This is a genomic window from Spiroplasma endosymbiont of Notiophilus biguttatus (genome assembly GCF_964030985.1).
Taxonomy (GTDB): domain Bacteria; phylum Bacillota_I; class Bacilli_A; order Mycoplasmatales; family VBWQ01; genus Spiroplasma_E; species Spiroplasma_E ixodetis_A.
This window is the reverse complement of the sequence record NZ_OZ034993.1, coordinates 38,711-60,608: the sequence shown is the minus strand read 5'-3', so window position 1 is coordinate 60,608 and position 21,898 is coordinate 38,711. Positions and strand designations below refer to the sequence as shown.

The following is a 21,898-nucleotide window of genomic DNA, read 5'->3' as shown; positions in this document are numbered from 1 at the left end:
TTGCAACGTTTAAAGATAACTTTTATTAGTTATCTTTTCTTTTTTAGAAAAATAATGTACAATTAAAGAAAAATGTAAATAGAAAAGGAAAATAAAAGTAAAAATGGATTTAGGATTATGAATATCTTTCGGAATAATAGGAGCAGTAATTTGAATTTTATTAATACGATATGGAATTAAATATTGTTTTAAAAATAATGCGATGGGAGTAGTAATATTATTTATTACTTTGAATATATTAGGTTTAGTTCTTGGATGAGCAATTTTATGAAATAATAAAAATTTTAGTAATAAAAAAGAAGAAGAAAAAACAAAAGAGTTAGGAATTTATAATATTTTAAATGATGAACAGAAAAAAAGTTTGTGGCATTTGTTTTAAAGTCAAAGATAATCCCGAAACTATATGTACCAATTGCTTAGAAAAATTTTAAAAATAGCACTGTAAATGCTATTTTTTTGTTATAATTATATTATAAAAATTAAATAAAAATATATATGAAGTAATTAATAAAGTTAATAAGTTATTTTTTCAGCAATTCTAACTTAAAGATTATATTAATTATAGCATAAATTTTTGTGTTTTTAAAGCATATGAAAGGAGATTTTTATGTGCAAGAAGAAAAAATAAAAATAAGAACAATTTTTAATGATGCAAAAGCATTAAGAGAAAAATTAGAAGAATATTTTAATCATTGTAAACAAACTGAAGAAGTACCTACTAAAATTGGTATGTTAGTTTATTTAGATATTACAGAAAATACTCTTTATAGTTGAAAACAAAAAAAGAGAAATACTTTTTTACAACAAATTAATTGAGCATATTTACAAATACGCCATATTAATACGCAAAGATATTTAAAAGCAAATGCAAATAATACTGCATGATATTTAGAAAGAGCATTTGTGAAAGAATATCATTTATCTACAAAAATTGATATAAAAAGTAGTGATAATACAGCCCCTATAGCAATTAGTTTAGAAAATAAAGGTAAGAATAAATGTTAAGTAATTTTGGTTATTTATTAGATATTGCTAAAAGAATGTATTTAAAACAACCTTTAAATATTACTAAAATTAAACAATTAGGTAGTCGTAAATCTGGTAAAACATTTAGTGATATTGAATTCTTAGGTATTTTATTAATGTTAGAAAATATTAATATTCATGCTTATTTAATTCGTAATATGTCAAAACAATTAAATGATAGTTGACAAGAATTAAAACAAATTATTAGAGCAACTTATCCTAGTATTAATTTTATTATTAGTGAAACTAAAAAAACTATTGAATTTAATGGTAGTAAAATCACTTGTAAATATTTACATGCACAAGATAATAGTAATGTTAAATTAACGGGATTAGCCAGTAATTATTTATATGATTATGTAATTATATGAAGTGATGAAAGATATGAAATTACTGAAAATGATTATCAAGATTTAAAAGATGCTATTCGTGGTGCAAATCAATTATTAGAAATTGAAAGTTGTAATCCTTGGTCAATTCTTAATGAATTTATTAAAAAAACTATAAATGCTTGTCCACAAAATGAAAAGCAAATAATTAATGAATATGAACAATTTACTATTATTGATAATACTATTTATCATTATCAAAATTGAAAATTAAATACTCATTTAAAAGATAGTGATAAACAACAATTATTAGAAATAGAAGTTCTAGACCCAATATCTGCAAGAGTAAGAAGTCATGGTTTAGTAGGTTATGAATCTGGTGGGATATATTCACATCTTATTCATAAGATATCTCGTTTATTACAACCAAGTTATAGATTTAGTGCTGGATTATTAGATTATGGGTTTAAAGATGATGCTTTAGCATGTTTATTAATAGGTTTTGATTATAATTTTAAATTTGTTAATGTTATTGATTGTTTAAAAATAGAGAATAAATTAGTACGTTATGATAATAAACAATTAGCAAGATTAGTAGTTGAATTTTATATTAAATTAGCAAAAGAAAATAATTTACTTTATGAATATGGTTTAACTGTATATTGTGATTTTAGTAATTATACATTTATTGAAATGCTTAATGATACAGCAATTAAATATCAAGTTAATTCATGATTATATTTTAAAGATTGTGTGAAGTTAAGACTTGAGTTTAGAATAGGTAAGAATGTGGCTTTAATGGCATCAGAACGCTTAAATATTAGTATGAATGCACAATCATTATTGGATGAATTTAGATTAGCTGTATGAGACCCTAAAAGTATTAAACAAATACCATTAGCAGGTAATGACCATTTACGTGATGCATTTGATTATGCTATAGAACCATATATGAGAAATTTAAGTGCAAATATAAATCCTTATTTTGAAAGGAAGTAACATATGAATAATCATAATACTGAAATATTAACTCCTAAGTGATGTATGATTAATCTTCAAGAAATAATAGCAAATCATGCAAGTAAATTATTATGGGGTAATGGTTATACTTTAACAAGTGAAGATGATGATTATAAAAGAGCAATTGAAAAATTAAAAGAATGAAATAATTTTGATAGTTTATTTTATCAAGATTGTCATATTAAATCTGGTTATGGTTATAGTATTGTTCAAATTGATAAAAGTAAAACTGGTAGAATATCATTAAATTTTGCTCAACCATATGCTCAATCAAGAGTTGCAAGAGTATTAGAAACTGAATATAGTGCTTGGATCGGCTACAATTTATTGGACACTAATTATGTAGACAAATAACAATATTTGTTAAAAGAAAGGAAATATAATTATGGCCAATATTACTTCATATACAGATGAATTTAAAAAACAAATAGTAGCTTTATATCAAAGTGGCAAATCAGTATCTTGTCTTGTTAAAGAGTACAATGTTACAAAAGCAGTTGCATATAAATGAATTAAGCAATTTACTAATTCGGGAAGTTTTAAAACTAAAGATAATCTTTCTGATTTAGAAAAACAATTAATTCAAATGAATAAAGAATTAAAACAATTACGAATGGAAAATGATATTTTAAAGCAAGCAGCACTAATAATAGGCAGAAAGTAGAGATTATTGCAAATAATAAATGAAAATATAAGATTCGCCCAATGTGTCGTTTTTTAAAAATTTCTAAATCAACATATTATTTTAACTTAAAGAAAAAAGAAGATAAAATCAAAAATAATATTTATGATCAAGCTGTTATTAGTGCTTTTAAAGAAAACAAATGTGTTTATGGAACAAGAAGATTAAAAGTCATACTAGAAAAACAAGAAATTTATTTATCAAGAAGAAAAATTAAAAAAATTATGGATAAACATAATTTAATGTCAAAATACACTAAATTATCATTTAAAAATCATCGTAATAAAGTAAATAATGAACAAATCACTAATATTGTTAATAGAAACTTTAATAATAGAATTAAAAATGAGGTGATTGTCAGTGATCTTAGTTATGTTGAAGTTAATGGTAAATGAAACTATATTTGCTTATTAATAGACCTATTTAACCGCGAAATTGTTGGACATAGTGTAGGTACTAAAAAAGATGCATCATTGGTATATCAAGCATTTATGCAATCAAATCGCTGTTTAAAAGATATGCAAATATTTCATAGCGATCGAGGTAACGAATTTAATAATAAAATTATTAACAAACTTTTATTAGCATTCAATATTACCCGCTCTTTAAGTAAAAAAGGTTGTCCTTATGACAATGCTGTTGCTGAAGCAACTTTTAAAACTTTCAAGACTGAATTTATTAATGACAAAAAATTTACATCATTAATACATTTAAAATTAGAATTATTTGATTATATCAATTGATATAACAATATAAGAATCCACAGCACTTTAAACTACTTAACTCCCATTAAATATCAAGAAAAAATGTCTACCAAAAAATAGTCCTAAAAAGGGTTGCCATTTCAAGCATTATGGGGTAGAGATATTGATAATAATCCTATTAATACTAAACAACATAAATATCGACAATATCCAAGTAAATTATTATTTCCATGACAATATCAATGTTCAACTTATGACCCAGTAAGTTTTCAAGCATTACCAGAAACTAATTATGTTTTAACTGTACGTGGTGAAAGTACAATGGATAGTTATCAAGATTGACAAAAAGTAATTGCTCCAAATTATGATGATGGTGCAACAAAACATTATGAAGGTCATTTAAGAACTAATGTTGAAAAAACTAAAAATACTAATAAAGTTGATGTATCAAATAGATTAGTAAATTATTGAGATAATAATTTTTTAAATGGTGCTGAAATAGAAGATTATAATTATGCAACTGCTGGTAATCCATATTTTCAATATTATAATAAAAATAATAAAAAATTTATTGGTAATACTCATTAGACTTACTGCATAACGTTTTTAAGTTTTAATGATAAATTATAAAATCCTGCAATTAAATTAAATCTTAAAAATATTCGTTTTCTGGCTTTTCTAAATTTATAACCAATAATCTTAAAACATTTTAAAAATGCAAAAACATGTTCAATTTTTCTACGAGTTTTATTAATAATCTTATTAAAGATTTTGGTTTTATTTGTTTTAGGATTATTTTTGCTAATTTTAATGGGTAAAAATGTATTAGCATGAATTTTTTGTAAACCTTGATAACCTTTATCTGCAAGAATTATAGTTTCTGATAAAAACTTTAACTTTGAATTCTTAAAAGTTTTAAAATCATGATTTTTACCAATATCAGAAAAAATATTTAAAATTTCATTAGTATTTGCATTAATTACGGTTTGAAACTTAACAGTATGCATTCATTTTTTACCAGAAAATCAATCTTTTTGGTTATATTTTGGTCGTTCTGTTTCTACCTCTGTTACATCAATTATCAAAATTTTATTTTTTAATTCTTCTTTTTAAAAAAATATTTTTATTTGTTAAATTATTAAACTTATTATTCTTTATTAAAATATCTTCAATTGAACGAATATTTCGTAAAGCAGTAGTATCAACCATACCATACTCAGCACCAATACTATGATATGTACGATTTTCATATAAATATCTTAAACTCATTACTAGTCGATCTTCTATTGACATTTTATATGGCCTTCCACCAATAGTAGTTTTGAGTTTTTGATGTTCTAATAAAATATTTAAAATTTCGTTAAAAACGAGTTTATTAATACCCACTATTTTACGAAAATATTGATCAGATTTATCTTTTAATTCAAAATATGTCATAAAGTTTATCCTTAACTATTCAAATTTTATTTTAATAATAACAAAAAAATAAAAAGTTAACTAGTTATGCAGTAAGTCTAATGCAACAGTAGAAAATAGAGAGCAATTAGATGCTGGTACTGCTATTTATAATATTACTAAAAGAAATCCTACTGAAGATTATACAGCAGGTGCTGGTGCCAATAATCTAACAGCAGTGAATACAGTTCAAATTCTTTTAAATAAAAAGAAAGAAATTAATTTTGAAGAAGAAACATTAGATTTAAGGTTATTAGGTGCTAAATATGAAGATGGTAATGTTCTTGTATCAGATAGTTTAGCATCAAGTTGAATTGATGCAAAAGCAAAATCAGTAGAAATATATTTAGTAGCAAAATTATTAGCATTAGCAGTTAAAACAGCCAAAGATAATGGAATTATTAATATTGCATTACCAAGTAATCCAAAAATTGATGATTATAGAATGTTATTATGATTAAAAATATCAAATACATTAGCAACATTAAAAGCAAGAATTACTGATGAATATATTGGTACAGATGAAGAAGATTATACATTATGAGTATCTAGTTTCTTTAAACCATTAGTATTATTATCAACAACTACATTAGGTAGTGATAGTGCTTCACAAGCATTAAAAGATGGTAAAATTGTAGAAATTGGTGGTATTAAAATTATAGAATGTCCATGATTAGGAAGAAATTATCCTGCTAACGTTATTGATAAACAAGAAGGATTTAATTTTTTAAGATGTGATGCAGTTCTTGTTCATAAAGAAGCATTAGCATTTCCATTTAATAGAGGTCAAGATAATACTTTTGTTTTACAAAGTAATGGTAATGTTAAGAATTTTCATAAATTTTTAGTATCAGAAGGTAAAGCATTAAGACCAGATTTAGTTAAAGGATTTACAGTTACTTCAAGTATTGATATTGCAACAGCAATTGAATTTACAAATTTAGGTGCTATTACTATGGCTGGTGATACTCCAACAGCAGATGAAGTAGAAAAAGCAGTTATTGCTAAAAATCCTAATTATCAAAAAAGTAATGCTAATTTTTCAAATTTAACAGCAACAAGTGCTAATGTTGAAGGTAAAACTTTATATGATGGTTCTTTACAAGTAACTTTTACAAAAAAGAAGTAATTTAAATGCCTATTATCTTACTTTTAAGAATGATATTAGAAACTGCTGTTAGTGATATACAAACTGCTGAATTAATAGAAAAATTTAAAAAAAATAATTCATTATTTAATAGTTTTTTAAAAAATCCAGCAGGAATATTAAAAAATCAATTAATGTCAAAAGTATTAGGTCAAGGTAAATCACAAAAAGAATTATCTGAATTTCAACAAGTTTTACAAAAATTAACTAATTTACCAGTAATTCATAAAAAAATAATGACACATATTACTAATAATAATATTGCTAAATTACAACATATTCAAAAACAATATTTAAATGGTAAGTCATTAATGGATAAAGATAAAGAAATAATAATGAATTCTTTAACTGAACAAGATTATGACAGTATGATTGGAATTTATGTAAATCTTTCTAGTAGTGCATTAGCAGGTGGTATATGAACTCCAGTAATACAACAACAGTCGGGTACTTATGGTATTGCTACATTAACTTATAGAACTAATTTATCTAAAAGTTATGATTATTTTATGGTTTCTAGAGAAACTTGAATTGATATGTGTAAAGCAACAGGTGCTTATGGTACTGGTGCTAATAAGATATTTCAAAATCAATATTATCACGGTGGTTTATCAAAATCTGATAGAGAACAAAGAGCCAGAACTAATGTTAAAAATATGAATAAAAAAGTTACTCAACAATCTAAATATAAATCAGTTATTGGTGTAGTTAATAAATCACAAGCAGTTCAAGGATATGGAAGGTATAAAGATTATGGAAAACAAAAATAATATTGATTGAAATGTAAATTTAAATTATATTACAAAAGATGATTTAAAAACTATATATGGTTTTATACCAGATGCAGACCAAACTACTACTGACAATACTAAAACTGATTTTACTATTATGGCTATTGCTATATCAAGTGAACGCATTAATACTATTACTGGTAATCAAATTGAAGTAATAGGATTTAAAAATCTTAATGAAACTCAACAACAATTAGTTAAAAGAGCAACTGCAAGAATGACTATATATTATTTAACTGATGGAATGGCATTTATAAGAAGTTCAGTATCTATTAGTGGTAATGGTTTATCAAGTAGTATTAGTCCACCAAGTGAACCAGATTATGTATTAATGGAAGTATATAATTTATTACAACAAGCAAATTTACATACACCAAGAAAAGCCATTAATAATAGTATTTCATGTAATACAGATAATTTTAATACACCTAGTATTTTTGATGAAAGTGATACTAGATTAATAACTTGAGATTCTGGAAATAAAACATTTTTACAAAAAATGGGAATAATTGCTGGTACTGGTATTACTATTCAAGATGTTAGTGATACTATACCTAAATTAAAATTAAATGTTGATGCTAATATTGATTCATTATGAGAAACAACTACTGATAATCCTAATTTTATTAAACCAAAAGATGATAAACGTATTATTGATGTTGGAACACCTACATTTTTAACTGATGCAACAAATAAAGAATATGTTGATGAGTTATTAGATAAAAAACAAGATAAATTAACTTTTAATAATCAATTTAAAAATCAAAATAATACTATTTCATTAGATACAGAAATAGTATTTAATAATTTATCTATTCCTAATGTAAATACAACTAGTAAAACTGTTAATGGTGCTATTAATGAAAATAAAAATAATATTGATAAAAAGCAAGATAAAATTAATGATTTAGAAAATAAAATATTTAAAGATAAAGAACAAAAAGAAAATTTTATTGAATTACTTACTAATGCTTTTTATCTTGCAAATAGTCTTTTTGATGAAAATGAATTTTATGGAACAAATACAAAAGAATTAGGTAATAAAATTCACTTAAATACAGATGGTATTGTAACAATTTTAAAAAATAAAAATATACCAGAATTAGAAACTACTGATAAAACTATTATAAGTGCAATTAATGAATTAAATAAAAGAACTAAACGTTTAAAAATTGATTCAAAAACTTTATTAACAAATGAAATTAGAGAAAATGAATGAGAAATTAATTTAAAAGAAAACCCAACACCAAGTCCAAGTATTCCAAAATGAAAAGATGTAGGAACAAGAGAAAATAATAAATGAGATAATTGACAAATTACTTATGATTTTCAAGAAAATAAACGATACAGAGTTTATTTTCTTGAAGTATATATAATCCAGTTTATGCTATTAAAGAATTTATTATAACTGATGATAGAATAGCTGGTATACGAATAGATGTTTTTAATGATAATGAGAATATATTAGTTTTATCAGTAGCTCATGCAAAATCTGTTACTATTTTTTCTTTAAAAGGGGAAAGTAAAGGTAATTTATGAAAATTAGAAGAATTACAGGAATAATATTATGATTTTTAAAATTATAAAAATTATTTTAAGTTTAATTGGAGTTATATTATCATCAGCAACAGCTTGTTTAATTATATTTATTATTGTAAAAATTGTATTAAAAATTAATCAAATATTTTAGAAAGGTGGTGATTTAATATGGATACTACAACAATCATTATAGTTGCTAATTTATGTATTAATGGGGGTTATGTTTTAATTAAATTAGGAAAAGCATTTATTGCTTTTGGTAAATCTTTAACAGACCCTAATAAAAAAGAACTAAAAAAACAAAATAAAATTAATAAATTACAAACTAAATTAAATTCTATTAATAAAAAAGAAGAAGTAAAAAGTATTTATTAATATTAAAAAATGCCTATTAAAGGCATTTTTACTTATTTATAAACTCATATGATTATAATCTCAATTTAGTGAAGCATTATCAAAATTTAATTGTACTTCACTCATATTATCACTACCATAATATTGACTTACAGTTTCACTGTTAATTATTCTTGCAGTTTCATTATTAAATGGTGTTTCTTGCATTTCTTGATTATGATTTGTTTCAATAGGTAGTAAATTATGAATTATTTCACTTGCACCAGCAATTATGGTAGGAATTGCATAAGCATTATTAAAATCATTATGTATACCCATAGCAACACCACTACTAATTAAACAACCGCCATTACTCATATTTGCTATTTTACGTATAGCTTCAAATCTATTAGGAATTAATTCTGTAATACCATTAATAAGATTTGAAATACCATAAGCATTTAAAGAAAAATATGTATCTCAATCCATTAAATGATTATCAGTAGTATTTGGATTGCTGAATAATAAATTTGGTGGAAATGGGTCAATAGTAGTAGTTGTTATTGGACTTTCAGTTGGATTAGGATTAATATCTGTATTAGTAAATTTAGCATAATTTGCTAATCCAATTGTTCCTAAACCTAATAATATTTTTTTACTACTATTAATTAATTTCGTTTTTGTACTTGGTATTTGATTTAAACTTCATATATCTAAACCTAATTTTTTACCAAATAATAAACTATTAATTGAACCTAATATTGGATTTCCTATAAGTTGACCATAATAAGCACTTGTACCAATCATTGCTGATAATGGACTAATTGAAGAGCGTATTATTTTTGTTAATGTATAATTATTTGTTTCCATTTTTTTCTCCTTAATTAAAATTTACTTTTCTACATTCACAATTTTCCATTCTTGGTTTACATATTTTATTATGTTGCTTTAAACTTTCTTTATCCATTTCAATTGTATGATTACAATCTGTACATTTATAATTTTTCATTATTTATTCTCCTTTATTTGCTTTTAACATTTCTCTTACAATATCTAATAAAGTATTTACTTGATAATCATATAATTCAAATTCATGAATTCTAATTTTAATTTTTTCTTTATAATCCATTTTTTTCTCCTTTAATTTGTTTTAAATCATTAGACTTACTGCATAACGTTTTTAAGTTTTAATGATAAATTATAAAATCCTGCAATTAAATTAAATCTTAAAAATATTCGTTTTCTGGCTTTTCTAAATTTATAACCAATAATCTTAAAACATTTTAAAAATGCAAAAACATGTTCAATTTTTCTACGAGTTTTATTAATAATCTTATTAAAGATTTTGGTTTTATTTGTTTTAGGATTATTTTTGCTAATTTTAATGGGTAAAAATGTATTAGCATGAATTTTTTGTAAACCTTGATAACCTTTATCTGCAAGAATTATAGTTTCTGGTAAAAACTTTAACTTTGAATTCTTAAAAGTTTTAAAATCATGATTTTTACCAATATCAGAAAAAATATTTAAAATTTCATTAGTATTTGCATTAATTACGGTTTGAAACTTAACAGTATGCATTCATTTTTTACCAGAAAATCAATCTTTTTGGTTATATTTTGGTCGTTCTGTTTCTACCTCTGTTACATCAATTATCAAAATTTTATTTTTTAATTCTTCTTTTTAAAAAAATATTTTTATTTGTTAAATTATTAAACTTATTATTCTTTATTAAAATATCTTCAATTGAACGAATATTTCGTAAAGCAGTAGTATCAACCATACCATACTCAGCACCAATACTATGATATGTACGATTTTCATATAAATATCTTAAACTCATTACTAGTCGATCTTCTATTGACATTTTATATGGCCTTCCACCAATAGTAGTTTTGAGTTTTTGATGTTCTAATAAAATATTTAAAATTTCGTTAAAAACGAGTTTATTAATACCCACTATTTTACGAAAATATTGATCAGATTTATCTTTTAATTCAAAATATGTCATAAAGTTTATCCTTAACTATTCAAATTTTATTTTAATAATAACAAAAAAATAAAAAGTTAACTAGTTATGCAGTAAGTCTATTTAATAGTTCTATAAATTTTTTCATCTCTTTTGAATAATAATCAATGCTTAAATAATTATCACTTCAATTAAAAATTATATGTGTATCTGAATGTAAAAATTCAACATTATTAATAAATCATAATTTTTCATCTACATTTCATTTAATTAAAAATTCGCGTTTAGTCATGTTTATTCTCCTTTTATAAATTTAAATTGCATATGACCAATAGTATCTCTATTATTACCAACTATAATTAAATATCCAGTTTGATTATTTTCTAATATTCATGAATAATAAATATATTGTGGATATAATTTTGGATATAAATTTAATGCTAATAAATAACATAAAGCATCTTCTTTATTTTTTAATAGTCCAACAGTTGGACATTTTATTTCTTTAGGACTTTTTTCATTATAAAATCATTCAGTTCTAATATTTCTCATTATTTCACATCCTTTTCTTAATCACACATATCACATTCTCCAAAATAATAATATTCTACGTTATAATATATATAATGTTTACATGGTTTTAAATTATCTTTATTCATTATCAAATTCTCCATTTTCTATAAATTTAATTATTTGTTTTCATTCCTCTTCAAAAACAATATTATTAAATTCACTTGCTTGTAAAAATATTAATTATTTTCTTTAATTTCAATTATTTCTTTTTTAATTTTTATAATTTCTTCTAATAAATAATATAATTGTTTTCAAATTTCATTATCTCTTTTATTCATTATCAAATACACCTCTGAAATGGCAACCCTTTTTAGGACTATTTTTTGGTAGACATTTTTTCTTGATATTTAATGGGAGTTAAGTAGTTTAAAGTGCTGTGGATTCTTATATTGTTATATCAATTGATATAATCAAATAATTCTAATTTTAACTGTATTAATGATGTAAATTTTTTGTCATTAATAAATTCAGTCTTGAAAGTTTTAAAAGTTGCTTCAGCAACAGCATTGTCATAAGGACAACCTTTTTTACTTAAAGAGCGGGTAATATTGAATGCTAATAAAAGTTTGTTAATAATTTTATTATTAAATTCGTTACCTCGATCGCTATGAAATATTTGCATATCTTTTAAACAGCGATTTGATTGCATAAATGCTTGATATACCAATGATGCATCTTTTTTAGTACCTACACTATGTCCAACAATTTCGCGGTTAAATAGGTCTATTAATAAGCAAATATAGTTTCATTTACCATTAACTTCAACATAACTAAGATCACTGACAATCACCTCATTTTTAATTCTATTATTAAAGTTTCTATTAACAATATTAGTGATTTGTTCATTATTTACTTTATTACGATGATTTTTAAATGATAATTTAGTGTATTTTGACATTAAATTATGTTTATCCATAATTTTTTTAATTTTTCTTCTTGATAAATAAATTTCTTGTTTTTCTAGTATGACTTTTAATCTTCTTGTTCCATAAACACATTTGTTTTCTTTAAAAGCACTAATAACAGCTTGATCATAAATATTATTTTTGATTTTATCTTCTTTTTTCTTTAAATTAAAATAATATGTTGATTTAGAAATTTTTAAAAAACGACACATTGGGCGAATCTTATATTTTCATTTATTATTTGCAATAATCTCTACTTTCTGCCTATTATTAGTGCTGCTTGCTTTAAAATATCATTTTCCATTCGTAATTGTTTTAATTCTTTATTCATTTGAATTAATTGTTTTTCTAAATCAGAAAGATTATCTTTAGTTTTAAAACTTCCCGAATTAGTAAATTGCTTAATTCATTTATATGCAACTGCTCTTGTAACATTGTACTCTTTAACAAGACAAGATACTGATTTGCCACTTTGATATAAAGCTACTATTTGTTTTTTAAATTCATCTGTATATGAAGTAATATTGGCCATAATTATATTTCCTTTCTTTTAACAAATATTGTTATTTGTCTACATAATTAGTGTCCAATAAATTGTAGCCGATCCACCTCTTTCTAAATATTCAATTATTAATTCCATATCTAAAAGTAAATGATTATTTAAATATTCAATTAATTGTTCTTTATTAATACAATTTTTATGTCTTGATTTATTAATTTCATCAACTTTAATTCTATGTTCTTTACAATATGCTCTACCATATTCATCAAATTGCTCATCTGTCATATTTTCACATTGTCTTTGTCTTTGTTCATTTTTAATTTAATCATAATGTGGTTCATGAATAAATTTTTCAAATGTTATTGTTTCAGTTCATGTACATCTATTCATTACTTATTCTTCCTTTTCTATAAATTCAAGTACTTTATAATAAGCAGTAATTTTACCTGCTGAAATGGCAACCCTTTTTAGGACTATTTTTTGGTAGACATTTTTTCTTGATATTTAATGGGAGTTAAGTAGTTTAAAGTGCTGTGGATTCTTATATTGTTATATCAATTGATATAATCAAATAATTCTAATTTTAACTGTATTAATGATGTAAATTTTTTGTCATTAATAAATTCAGTCTTGAAAGTTTTAAAAGTTGCTTCAGCAACAGCATTGTCATAAGGACAACCTTTTTTACTTAAAGAGCGGGTAATATTGAATGCTAATAAAAGTTTGTTAATAATTTTATTATTAAATTCGTTACCTCGATCGCTATGAAATATTTGCATATCTTTTAAACAGCGATTTGATTGCATAAATGCTTGATATACCAATGATGCATCTTTTTTAGTACCTACACTATGTCCAACAATTTCGCGGTTAAATAGGTCTATTAATAAGCAAATATAGTTTCATTTACCATTAACTTCAACATAACTAAGATCACTGACAATCACCTCATTTTTAATTCTATTATTAAAGTTTCTATTAACAATATTAGTGATTTGTTCATTATTTACTTTATTACGATGATTTTTAAATGATAATTTAGTGTATTTTGACATTAAATTATGTTTATCCATAATTTTTTTAATTTTTCTTCTTGATAAATAAATTTCTTGTTTTTCTAGTATGACTTTTAATCTTCTTGTTCCATAAACACATTTGTTTTCTTTAAAAGCACTAATAACAGCTTGATCATAAATATTATTTTTGATTTTATCTTCTTTTTTCTTTAAATTAAAATAATATGTTGATTTAGAAATTTTTAAAAAACGACACATTGGGCGAATCTTATATTTTCATTTATTATTTGCAATAATCTCTACTTTCTGCCTATTATTAGTGCTGCTTGCTTTAAAATATCATTTTCCATTCGTAATTGTTTTAATTCTTTATTCATTTGAATTAATTGTTTTTCTAAATCAGAAAGATTATCTTTAGTTTTAAAACTTCCCGAATTAGTAAATTGCTTAATTCATTTATATGCAACTGCTCTTGTAACATTGTACTCTTTAACAAGACAAGATACTGATTTGCCACTTTGATATAAAGCTACTATTTGTTTTTTAAATTCATCTGTATATGAAGTAATATTGGCCATAATTATATTTCCTTTCTTTTAACAAATATTGTTATTTGTCTACATAATTAGTGTCCAATAAATTGTAGCCGATCCATGCTTCTTTTAAAGAATCACATAAACAAATATTAATTTGTTTATTTAATCAAAAAATTAAATTTTGTTTATATTCATTTTTATATTCATCAATAATATCTTGAGTAGTCATTTCCATTATTTATTCTCCTTATTAAACTTCAAAATTTTCAATAATTTCTTCTTCTTTTTCTAATTCTTTTAATTTAGATAAAGTAGAATTTATATCAGTATTATCAATATTATTATTTGAATTAATAATTTTAACTTCATCACCAGTATTATCTTTATAAGCAATTGTTTCTTCATCAATTACTACACTTTGGTCTAATTGAAGTGCTAAATTAATATCATCTTGATTATTTAATACTATAATTGGTGTTTTATTTATTTCACGAATTAATGCTTTAACTACTGTTTTTAAAGCCATTTGGTCAAAAGCAGTATTTCATATATGATTTAATTTTCATTCTTTACTATGTTTATTATAAGTTTTGCCATATTTATCTTTATGTTGATTAATTTCTTCAACAGTCATTCCTTTATAAAAATTATTAATTTTACCATTTTTATCTAAAAGAGAAATATAACAATAATAACCAATTGTATTAATATTTTTTCTTTCAAAAATTAATGCTGGATTAATTTCTCATTTATTATTTTCTTGATTAAATTTATGTGCTGATGTTATTTTTTCTCTTTGAAAATCAACAACTAATCCAGTTCTTTATAATAATTTTAATCAACCATCTTCTTGTATTTGAACTTGTAATTCATCACCATATGGAATTAATGCTAATTCTTTTTTAATTGGATTAATTGAAAGATTTAATTTATATAAATTAATTAATGCATTAATTAAACTTTGTGTATTCATATTTTTTAAATCTTTACTAGAATTTATAATCATTTCATAATAATTTCTAAATTTTAATAATTCTTCTTTATTACTTTTAATAAAATTAGGAATTTTTAATTCATTCTTAGTATTACTCATTATTTTGTTCTCCTTTTTTATTTAATATTTCTAAAATTTCATCTAATTTTTTATTAATTTTGCCTATATGTTTTAATAAAATTAAAATTGATTTATCCATGATTATCATCCTTACTTACTATTTCATCAACTATTTTTTCTAAACATTTCATACATCAATATTTACTTAATCAAATTCTTTTTTTACATTTTTTACATTTATTCATATTTATTTATCCTTGTTTTTAATAAACTTAATTCATATTTAATTTGTTTTCTAATTTCAAATTCAATAACTGGGTCTTCAACATTTTCTATTAATTGATTTAAATAGAAAATATTTTCTTTAATTTGTTTAATTGTTAATTCATTTTTTATTTCATTAAATGGTTTCATTTTTATCTTCTCCTTTAAAATATTTATTTTTTGCCTTAAATCATTCAATTAATAATTCATTTGTGACTTCAATTTCTATTTCTTGTTGAGTATTTTTATTAGTTAAATAAACATAAGTTTTATCTGATATATCTATACCAACTTGACCACTTTTAATTGTTCAATAATAAGCAGTTAATTGTAATTTAATTCTTTTTAATTTATCTTCATCAATACAAGCATAAGTTTTATAATCTACTAAATAATATTTATTTTCTTTTTTATCTAAATAAACTAAATCTGGAGTTCCAGCAATTACACTATCATTAATAGGTCTTTCAATAATAAATTCATAATTATTTTTATCTTTAAATTTTTCTTTTAAAAACATAAGTGATTTTTTACAATAAGAATAATTTATATTATTAGTTAATGGTTTTAATTTTTTTAATAAATTATTAATTATATTTTCTTCATTAATATTTTGTAAATATAATTCATTAAGTTTATGAACTCATTTACCACGAACTGATGCATTTTTTAATACTTCTGGCGCTATATGACTATAGCCAAAACCTAAATAATTATCAATAATTCTAGAAACTGATATTAATTCTTTATCTTCTAAAAAATATTGATGTGTTTCTTTTTTAAAAATTAATTTAGGCATATTCATTTAAACAAAATCCTTTGACACGATTATCAAGTTTAAAAATGATATCATCAATCTTAATAACGTTAGTTCTTTTAATAACTTCTGCTACTAATTCTGTAGTTACAATATCAAATCCAAAATATTTATTTATTATTCCTTTATTAATTGATTCTTGATTAACTGTAAATATTTTCATTTTTTATTTTCCTTTCATTAATTAAGTTTTTTATTTAATTCCTTATTATTTAAATTTACGGAATTTTACGTTTATTGGCAATAACTTATATACATTATTATTTCTGAAAACTATAATTAGATATTAGTAAAATAAAATCTAATTAAAGGTGATTGAAAATGAATATTTTAGACATAATAAATAAATTTCCAAACCAAGAATCTTGTATAAAATTTTTAGAAGAAATAAGATGAAATAACAAACCAAAATGTCTTTTTTGTTTTAGTGAAAAAGTTAACTCTGTTTTAAAAGAGTCGCGTTATAAATGCAAAAAATGTCATAAGTCTTTTAGTGTAACTGCTCAAACTATTTTTCATCATACACGTGTACCACTTCAAAAGTGATTTATTTTAATAGTATTAATGGCTAATGCTAAAAAAAGTTTATCATCATCTCAAGCTTCAAGAGACTTAAATTTACGTTTAGCAACTGTATGAAAAATGATGCATAAAATTAGAAAGGCAATGGCTAATGATGAGATTAAATTATTAGCAAAAATATTAGAGATGGATGAAACATATGTGGGTGGAAAACCGCGTAAATATAATGATGTTGATAATAAAAATAACTCATTACGTGGTAGAGGAACTAGTAAAGAGTGTGTTGTTGGCATTATTGAACGAAATGGTAATGTTAAATTATTTCATGCAAAAAATAAAAGTATTAAATCTGAAGATTTAATGAAAATAGTTAAAGAAAATGTTGATATTAACAATTCTATTCTTTTTACTGATGAATATCGTGGATATTATAAAATGAATAAAATTTTACCACATGAACAAGTTAATCACAAAAAATATTTTTCTTATAATGGTATTCATACAAATACAATAGAAAGTTTTTGAGCAATATTAAAAAGAGGTTTTATCGGCCAATTTCATTGAGTTTCAAAAAAATGACTCCAATCTTATTTAAATGAATTTTGTTTTAAATATAATAACCGTAAAGAAAAAATCACATTTAAAAATATCATAATTAAATTATTTATTAAGAATTAAGTGTTAACCAATAAGCGTAAAATTCCGTAAATTTATGTCTAATTCCAATACTAATATTTCATAATGGGTAATATATGCATCTTCTAATAGATGATGTTTATAATTTCTGTGAAAATTAATTGCTTCTTCTATAGTTAAAAATACTTTTTGTTTAATTACATCTGTATAGTTAACTGTATATTGTAATAAGTAAACATATTTCATATTTATTTTTCTCCTTTATTTTTTTTATTATGTTATGATATTGTTAATAGGGTATGTATTTATATATATAACCCCCTTTATGTGTAATGATTTAAAAATAATTAAAGAACAGGGTTTATGGTTGTTGTATTTCTATGTAAAATTAATTTCAATTTCATACAACAACAATTCTATTAACTTTAATAAATCACTCTTTTATCCTGATATAGAAGTATTTACATAAAGTACTCACTATTAGACTTCTACGACAGTTTTATTAAGTTTTAATCTTTTAACAAAAAAAGAACGATAGTTATATCGTTCTTTGTTATTTCTAAATCTATCTATTAAATTAATGCGTCCTGCTATATATGCAAGACATTGCTGTTCAGTTTGAAAAACATTGTTGAACTCATTCAGTTTCATTGTTCCCTCCACAAGTACATGTGGGGAGAAGTCCGTTAATAAATTAATTTTTTTAATTTCTTTTCATGACTTAATAAAATTAACAAGTTTAATTTGCATTTTTAAATCTAAACCTGTAACTAACTCATCTAAAATTAAAATTTCAGGATCATTTAAAATTGATAAAAAACAATTAAATCTTTGTATTTGACCACCCGAAAGTAAAGAAATTTCTTTTTTCAAAATATCATTTAACTCAAAAACATCAATTAATCCTTTACCTTCTTCACTTTTAATATATTTTTTATTTTTATAAAATTTAATTAAATCAACAATTCGTGTACCAACTGGTCAATAACCATCTTGAATAGCACCTAAAATAGCAAGTGATTGTGAAGCAGGTATCTCTAAATTAATATTTTTTAAATCTGATTTTTACCATAATTTTTACTTATATTTTCCAAAATAATCATTTTTATTTCCCTTGTAAATTATTATTTAAAATTTCTTCATATAATTGATTAAACATTTTTTTTCATATCAGAATCCAAAATTAATAGTGGCTTTACTGTATTGGCAATGGGCGGTTTATTTCACATATATTCACCTTTGTTATTTCGTTCCACATATTTATCAAAAGTATAAAAATCAATATCAATTGATTTTTCAATTGTTCTACCTAAATCTTCAATTCAAATTTTAACTCATTGAAAATAAAAACCAGCTTTAAAATATTTCAATAACTCATAAATTTAAATATTCATTTGCATTAATATAATTACTACTTGGATCATTAATTTTATTAATAGTAAATTCAATAAAATATGTTCGTAAGGTTAAGGCCATATATATATATATTGATTGTGAATGAATAATTTGATTATTAATATAATCATTAATATCTACTGTTGGTATACCAATTTCATCATAACCAGGTTTACCAACATTCTTACTTGTTGAATCAAGGTATTTATCAAATTCAGCAAGATAAAAATTATTAAAACCATTAACAATATTATCATTAGCTTTACCTACTTTATCAATAGCATCTTGATATAAAAATTGTCAAACATTTAATTGATTTCTATCTTTTTTTGGTCAACCACGTGTTGGATAAAGAATCTCATTTATACTATTTGTTTGATCAAAACTATTATTTACTAAAAATGTAATAACATTGCTAATTGGTGTTATAAAAATAAACATTATAAATAAAATCCATAAATATTTCTTCATATTTCCTCTTCAATATTAGTTATAAAAATAAGGATATCATAAATAAGAATTTTATGCATTATTTTATTATACTTTTTATAATTTCTTCAGTAAGAAAATTTTCACCAAAAATTTCATTAATATTAGCATTTTCAATGATATTAGTAATAGTTGCTAAATTATATTTTTGTTTTTCTAGTTTTTTTTCTAAATTAGTAGTACCTGCTGACCCTAGGAAATCACCATATATTTTAATATTTTCAATGATTCCTTCTTTAACATTCATTCAAACGTGAATAGTTCCTTTACCAGGAAAAAGTGTTTTATGTTTTAAATCAAAATCTGGAGATTTACCATAAACTCAATCTCAAGTTCGATATTTAGTATTTGCTAATGATTCAATATCAGCAATCATTTTTTCAGAAAATTCCATAATCTTTGTATTTTTTGTACTTTTTAATTGTTCAATAATTAAATTTTGAAATTCTTCAATTGTTATTGGTGGATTTAACAATGGTAAAATATTTGTTACTCGTGCTTGTACTGATTTAATACCTTTTGATTTTAATTTATCTAAATCAGGTTTTAATACTTTTGGTAACATTTGCATATCAACATTAAAAAGAATAGTACCATGATGTAAAATTCGATTTTTATATGTATATTGGGCATTACCCGATATTTTTTTATCATCAACTAAAATATCATTTTTACCACTAAATTGAGCATTTAAACCTAGATTTTGTAAAACATTAACTATTGGTTTTGTAAAAAGAGCATAATTACGAGCATTATTTTTATTTTTATCAAGAATAAAAGTAAAATTTAAATTTCCTAAATCTTGATAAACAGCTCCACCACCAGATAATCTTCGTACAACATTAACTTTTTTTGTTCTTACATATTCATTATTAATTTCTTCAATTGTATTTTGGTTTCTACCAACAACAATAGTATTATTATTTTGTCATAATAATAAGATTTCATCAGTTATATAAGGATTAGTAATCAAATATTCTTCGGCTGCTAAATTAAAATATGGGTCTTTGCTATTATTAATATAATAAATCATTATTAATTTAATCTCCTTTATCTTCGGTTTTAATATTTGTTCATTTATTAACAAATATTAAAGTAGTTTTGCAATATGTATCATAATCGGTAGTGACGGCTCTTATATGTTTAGCAAATGGCATAATTAATAATTCACTTATTGTTTCTTCTTCATAATTTATTTTCTCTTCATACATTTTTTGTGCCATTGTTGCTGGTACAGTTTCATCATCATTACCATGAATAAATAATACAGGAATTGAAGAACAATATTTTAATTTATTAATAGGATCAATACTATTAATATTAAATTTATCTTTTAACCTAAAGAAAAAATTAACACCATAATAAAATCAAAATCAATGAAGATTAAAGTATTGTTTACCCATAATTTTAATAATATGACTAAAACTATCAAATCCACAATCAGAAATTGCACATTTAACACCAAATTTACCAATATCAAATCGAGATATTGTTTCTAAAACAGTACTGGCACCCATACTATTACCAATTAAAGTAATATTAGGAGGTTGTTTAAAATCTGTTTCTGCTAAATAATTATTAAGACTTAAAATAACAGCATATAAATCATCTGCTTCTTTATTACCAAAAGTAATTGCATCATGGATATTATTACTACCATGACCTCTTGTATCATAAGTAACAATACTATATCCTTGTTCATAAAAATGTTTAACTAAATATAAAATGCTATAGCGATTTTGTTGTCAACCATGAGTTGCAATTATTCATTTATGATTTTTATTAGGTTGATAATTATTAATGAAAAAAGCTGATAATAAGCGATTATCATAAGTAGTTATCGTCATATCTTGTGCTTCCATCATATCCCAATTACTATCATCAATCATTAGTTGTAGAGAATTTTGTAATTCCATATCTCGATTATAAAAACTCAAAGTATTGAGATCAATTTTATCAAAATTTGGATTAGTACTTCGTCCAATTCGTTGAAAATTTTCCATAACATTTCGCATCATCAAACCAATAAAAAAATTAGTAATTAAAAAAGGAATAATCCATAATGGAAAAGTAAATATCAAAATAATTTTTAATCATCAAGCAATTTTATATTTACTTTCTTTAACTGGTAAAGTCATTCTTGCTCTAAGTTTTAAATATTTTTCATTACTAACCATTATATTTTATTCCTCTC

Annotated in this window: 33 protein-coding genes; 11 read left to right on the top strand and 22 right to left on the bottom strand. The window is 22.7% G+C overall.

Translation table 4 applies throughout. From position 1 onward, the window contains the following. Positions 1-103: 103 nt before the first annotated feature. The 6 genes from AAHM85_RS00385 to AAHM85_RS00360 all read left to right on the top strand — a co-directional run bounded on the left by AAHM85_RS00385 (position 104) and on the right by AAHM85_RS00360 (position 4,349). The gene (locus AAHM85_RS00385) at positions 104-379 is read left to right on the top strand and encodes a hypothetical protein (RefSeq protein WP_342260542.1); all 276 of its coding nucleotides are present in this window, start codon (positions 104-106) and stop codon (positions 377-379) included. 230 nt (positions 380-609) lie between these two features. Then, positions 610-1,005 carry a terminase small subunit gene (locus tag AAHM85_RS00380; protein WP_174480004.1) on the top strand — a complete coding sequence of 132 codons (396 nt, stop codon included), beginning with the start codon at positions 610-612 and terminating at the stop codon, positions 1,003-1,005. Beyond that, positions 999-2,354 (top strand): phage terminase large subunit, encoded by a 1,356-nt coding sequence (locus tag AAHM85_RS00375; protein ID WP_342260541.1) that lies wholly within the window; start codon positions 999-1,001, stop codon positions 2,352-2,354. Before AAHM85_RS00380 ends, AAHM85_RS00375 begins: the two co-directional genes overlap by 7 nt. Positions 2,355-2,357: 3 nt before the next feature. Further along, positions 2,358-2,729, top strand: a complete 372-nt coding sequence (locus AAHM85_RS00370; protein WP_342260540.1) for a hypothetical protein — start codon at positions 2,358-2,360, stop codon at positions 2,727-2,729. A 31-nt stretch (positions 2,730-2,760) separates the two neighbouring features. Further along, a protein-coding gene (locus AAHM85_RS00365; protein ID WP_425289707.1) for an IS3 family transposase occupies positions 2,761-3,881 on the top strand; the annotation gives its coding sequence in 2 pieces (ribosomal slippage) (positions 2,761-3,004 and positions 3,004-3,881; 1,122 coding nt in all). 12 nt (positions 3,882-3,893) lie between these two features. Then, positions 3,894-4,349: a hypothetical protein gene (locus AAHM85_RS00360; protein ID WP_342260539.1), complete on the top strand. Its 456-nt coding sequence runs from the start codon at positions 3,894-3,896 to the stop codon at positions 4,347-4,349. Between the two features lie 2 nt (positions 4,350-4,351). Here AAHM85_RS00360 and AAHM85_RS00355 read toward each other — a convergent pair whose 3' ends face one another. Both AAHM85_RS00355 and AAHM85_RS00350 read right to left on the bottom strand, forming a co-directional pair. Next, the gene (locus AAHM85_RS00355) at positions 4,352-4,846 is read right to left on the bottom strand and encodes a transposase family protein (RefSeq protein WP_342260538.1); all 495 of its coding nucleotides are present in this window, start codon (positions 4,844-4,846) and stop codon (positions 4,352-4,354) included. Between the two features lie 4 nt (positions 4,847-4,850). Continuing rightward, positions 4,851-5,198: a transposase family protein gene (locus AAHM85_RS00350; RefSeq protein ID WP_342260488.1), complete on the bottom strand. Its 348-nt coding sequence runs from the start codon at positions 5,196-5,198 to the stop codon at positions 4,851-4,853. Positions 5,199-5,394: 196 nt separating this feature from the next. Between AAHM85_RS00350 and AAHM85_RS00345 the strand changes: the two genes are divergently transcribed. The 4 genes from AAHM85_RS00345 to AAHM85_RS00330 all read left to right on the top strand — a co-directional run bounded on the left by AAHM85_RS00345 (position 5,395) and on the right by AAHM85_RS00330 (position 9,068). After that, the gene (locus AAHM85_RS00345; RefSeq protein ID WP_342260537.1) at positions 5,395-6,345 is read left to right on the top strand and encodes a hypothetical protein; all 951 of its coding nucleotides are present in this window, start codon (positions 5,395-5,397) and stop codon (positions 6,343-6,345) included. Between the two features lie 5 nt (positions 6,346-6,350). Continuing rightward, positions 6,351-7,133, top strand: coding sequence for a hypothetical protein (locus AAHM85_RS00340; protein ID WP_342260536.1), 783 nt, complete (start codon positions 6,351-6,353; stop codon positions 7,131-7,133). Further along, positions 7,117-8,562, top strand: coding sequence for a hypothetical protein (locus AAHM85_RS00335; protein WP_342260535.1), 1,446 nt, complete (start codon positions 7,117-7,119; stop codon positions 8,560-8,562). Before AAHM85_RS00340 ends, AAHM85_RS00335 begins: the two co-directional genes overlap by 17 nt. Positions 8,563-8,861: 299 nt before the next feature. Then, on the top strand, positions 8,862-9,068 hold the full coding sequence (locus AAHM85_RS00330; RefSeq protein WP_342260534.1) for a hypothetical protein: 207 nt from the start codon (positions 8,862-8,864) through the stop codon (positions 9,066-9,068). A 36-nt stretch (positions 9,069-9,104) separates the two neighbouring features. On the opposite strand, the gene AAHM85_RS00325 is transcribed toward AAHM85_RS00330, so the two are convergent. From AAHM85_RS00325 to AAHM85_RS00255, 15 genes are all read right to left on the bottom strand, one after another. Continuing rightward, entirely contained in the window at positions 9,105-9,896 is a 792-nt protein-coding gene (locus AAHM85_RS00325) for a hypothetical protein (RefSeq protein WP_342260533.1), read from the bottom strand. Between the two features lie 10 nt (positions 9,897-9,906). Further along, complete coding sequence (locus AAHM85_RS00320; RefSeq protein ID WP_342260532.1) at positions 9,907-10,035, bottom strand: hypothetical protein; 129 nt, start codon at positions 10,033-10,035, stop codon at positions 9,907-9,909. A 155-nt stretch (positions 10,036-10,190) separates the two neighbouring features. Next, the gene (locus tag AAHM85_RS00315) at positions 10,191-10,685 is read right to left on the bottom strand and encodes a transposase family protein (protein ID WP_342260487.1); all 495 of its coding nucleotides are present in this window, start codon (positions 10,683-10,685) and stop codon (positions 10,191-10,193) included. A 4-nt stretch (positions 10,686-10,689) separates the two neighbouring features. Further along, complete coding sequence (locus tag AAHM85_RS00310; protein WP_342260488.1) at positions 10,690-11,037, bottom strand: transposase family protein; 348 nt, start codon at positions 11,035-11,037, stop codon at positions 10,690-10,692. Between the two features lie 64 nt (positions 11,038-11,101). Beyond that, positions 11,102-11,287, bottom strand: coding sequence for a hypothetical protein (locus AAHM85_RS00305; RefSeq protein ID WP_342260531.1), 186 nt, complete (start codon positions 11,285-11,287; stop codon positions 11,102-11,104). A gap of 2 nt (positions 11,288-11,289) precedes the next feature. Further along, entirely contained in the window at positions 11,290-11,547 is a 258-nt protein-coding gene (locus tag AAHM85_RS00300) for a hypothetical protein (RefSeq protein ID WP_339040982.1), read from the bottom strand. Between the two features lie 337 nt (positions 11,548-11,884). Further along, positions 11,885-13,005 (bottom strand): IS3 family transposase gene (locus tag AAHM85_RS00295; RefSeq protein ID WP_425289706.1). Its coding sequence is split into 2 segments (ribosomal slippage): positions 11,885-12,762 and positions 12,762-13,005, totalling 1,122 coding nucleotides; the frame shifts between segments, so codons are not numbered across the junction. A 39-nt stretch (positions 13,006-13,044) separates the two neighbouring features. Beyond that, positions 13,045-13,260: a hypothetical protein gene (locus AAHM85_RS00290; protein WP_342260530.1), complete on the bottom strand. Its 216-nt coding sequence runs from the start codon at positions 13,258-13,260 to the stop codon at positions 13,045-13,047. Between the two features lie 188 nt (positions 13,261-13,448). Next, a protein-coding gene (locus tag AAHM85_RS00285; RefSeq protein WP_425289706.1) for an IS3 family transposase occupies positions 13,449-14,569 on the bottom strand; the annotation gives its coding sequence in 2 pieces (ribosomal slippage) (positions 13,449-14,326 and positions 14,326-14,569; 1,122 coding nt in all). 31 nt (positions 14,570-14,600) lie between these two features. Then, positions 14,601-14,762, bottom strand: coding sequence for a hypothetical protein (locus AAHM85_RS00280; RefSeq protein ID WP_342260529.1), 162 nt, complete (start codon positions 14,760-14,762; stop codon positions 14,601-14,603). A 15-nt stretch (positions 14,763-14,777) separates the two neighbouring features. Beyond that, the gene (locus AAHM85_RS00275) at positions 14,778-15,341 is read right to left on the bottom strand and encodes a recombinase RecT (RefSeq protein WP_342261677.1); all 564 of its coding nucleotides are present in this window, start codon (positions 15,339-15,341) and stop codon (positions 14,778-14,780) included. Positions 15,342-15,350: 9 nt separating this feature from the next. Further along, the gene (locus AAHM85_RS00270; RefSeq protein WP_342260528.1) at positions 15,351-15,620 is read right to left on the bottom strand and encodes a recombinase RecT; all 270 of its coding nucleotides are present in this window, start codon (positions 15,618-15,620) and stop codon (positions 15,351-15,353) included. Positions 15,621-15,818: 198 nt separating this feature from the next. Continuing rightward, complete coding sequence (locus AAHM85_RS00265) at positions 15,819-15,995, bottom strand: hypothetical protein (RefSeq protein ID WP_342260527.1); 177 nt, start codon at positions 15,993-15,995, stop codon at positions 15,819-15,821. Next, on the bottom strand, positions 15,982-16,650 hold the full coding sequence (locus AAHM85_RS00260; RefSeq protein ID WP_342260526.1) for a PD-(D/E)XK nuclease family protein: 669 nt from the start codon (positions 16,648-16,650) through the stop codon (positions 15,982-15,984). Before AAHM85_RS00260 ends, AAHM85_RS00265 begins: the two co-directional genes overlap by 14 nt. Further along, positions 16,637-16,825, bottom strand: a complete 189-nt coding sequence (locus AAHM85_RS00255; RefSeq protein ID WP_342260525.1) for a hypothetical protein — start codon at positions 16,823-16,825, stop codon at positions 16,637-16,639. The genes AAHM85_RS00260 and AAHM85_RS00255 overlap by 14 nt, the downstream gene beginning before the upstream one ends. A gap of 158 nt (positions 16,826-16,983) precedes the next feature. Between AAHM85_RS00255 and AAHM85_RS00250 the strand changes: the two genes are divergently transcribed. After that, positions 16,984-17,862 carry an IS1595 family transposase gene (locus AAHM85_RS00250; RefSeq protein WP_342260524.1) on the top strand — a complete coding sequence of 293 codons (879 nt, stop codon included), beginning with the start codon at positions 16,984-16,986 and terminating at the stop codon, positions 17,860-17,862. A gap of 438 nt (positions 17,863-18,300) precedes the next feature. Here the strand turns inward: AAHM85_RS00250 and AAHM85_RS00245 are convergent, their stop codons facing one another. The 5 genes from AAHM85_RS00245 to AAHM85_RS00225 all read right to left on the bottom strand — a co-directional run bounded on the left by AAHM85_RS00245 (position 18,301) and on the right by AAHM85_RS00225 (position 21,881). Then, positions 18,301-18,693 (bottom strand): hypothetical protein, encoded by a 393-nt coding sequence (locus AAHM85_RS00245; protein WP_342260523.1) that lies wholly within the window; start codon positions 18,691-18,693, stop codon positions 18,301-18,303. A 278-nt stretch (positions 18,694-18,971) separates the two neighbouring features. After that, positions 18,972-19,190, bottom strand: coding sequence for a hypothetical protein (locus tag AAHM85_RS00240; RefSeq protein ID WP_342260522.1), 219 nt, complete (start codon positions 19,188-19,190; stop codon positions 18,972-18,974). Next, complete coding sequence (locus tag AAHM85_RS00235) at positions 19,177-19,656, bottom strand: hypothetical protein (RefSeq protein WP_342260521.1); 480 nt, start codon at positions 19,654-19,656, stop codon at positions 19,177-19,179. The genes AAHM85_RS00240 and AAHM85_RS00235 overlap by 14 nt, the downstream gene beginning before the upstream one ends. Positions 19,657-19,744: 88 nt before the next feature. Next, the gene (locus tag AAHM85_RS00230) at positions 19,745-20,737 is read right to left on the bottom strand and encodes a lipoate--protein ligase (RefSeq protein WP_342260520.1); all 993 of its coding nucleotides are present in this window, start codon (positions 20,735-20,737) and stop codon (positions 19,745-19,747) included. A gap of 7 nt (positions 20,738-20,744) precedes the next feature. After that, positions 20,745-21,881, bottom strand: coding sequence for an alpha/beta hydrolase (locus AAHM85_RS00225; protein WP_342260519.1), 1,137 nt, complete (start codon positions 21,879-21,881; stop codon positions 20,745-20,747). Positions 21,882-21,898: the final 17 nt, after the last annotated feature.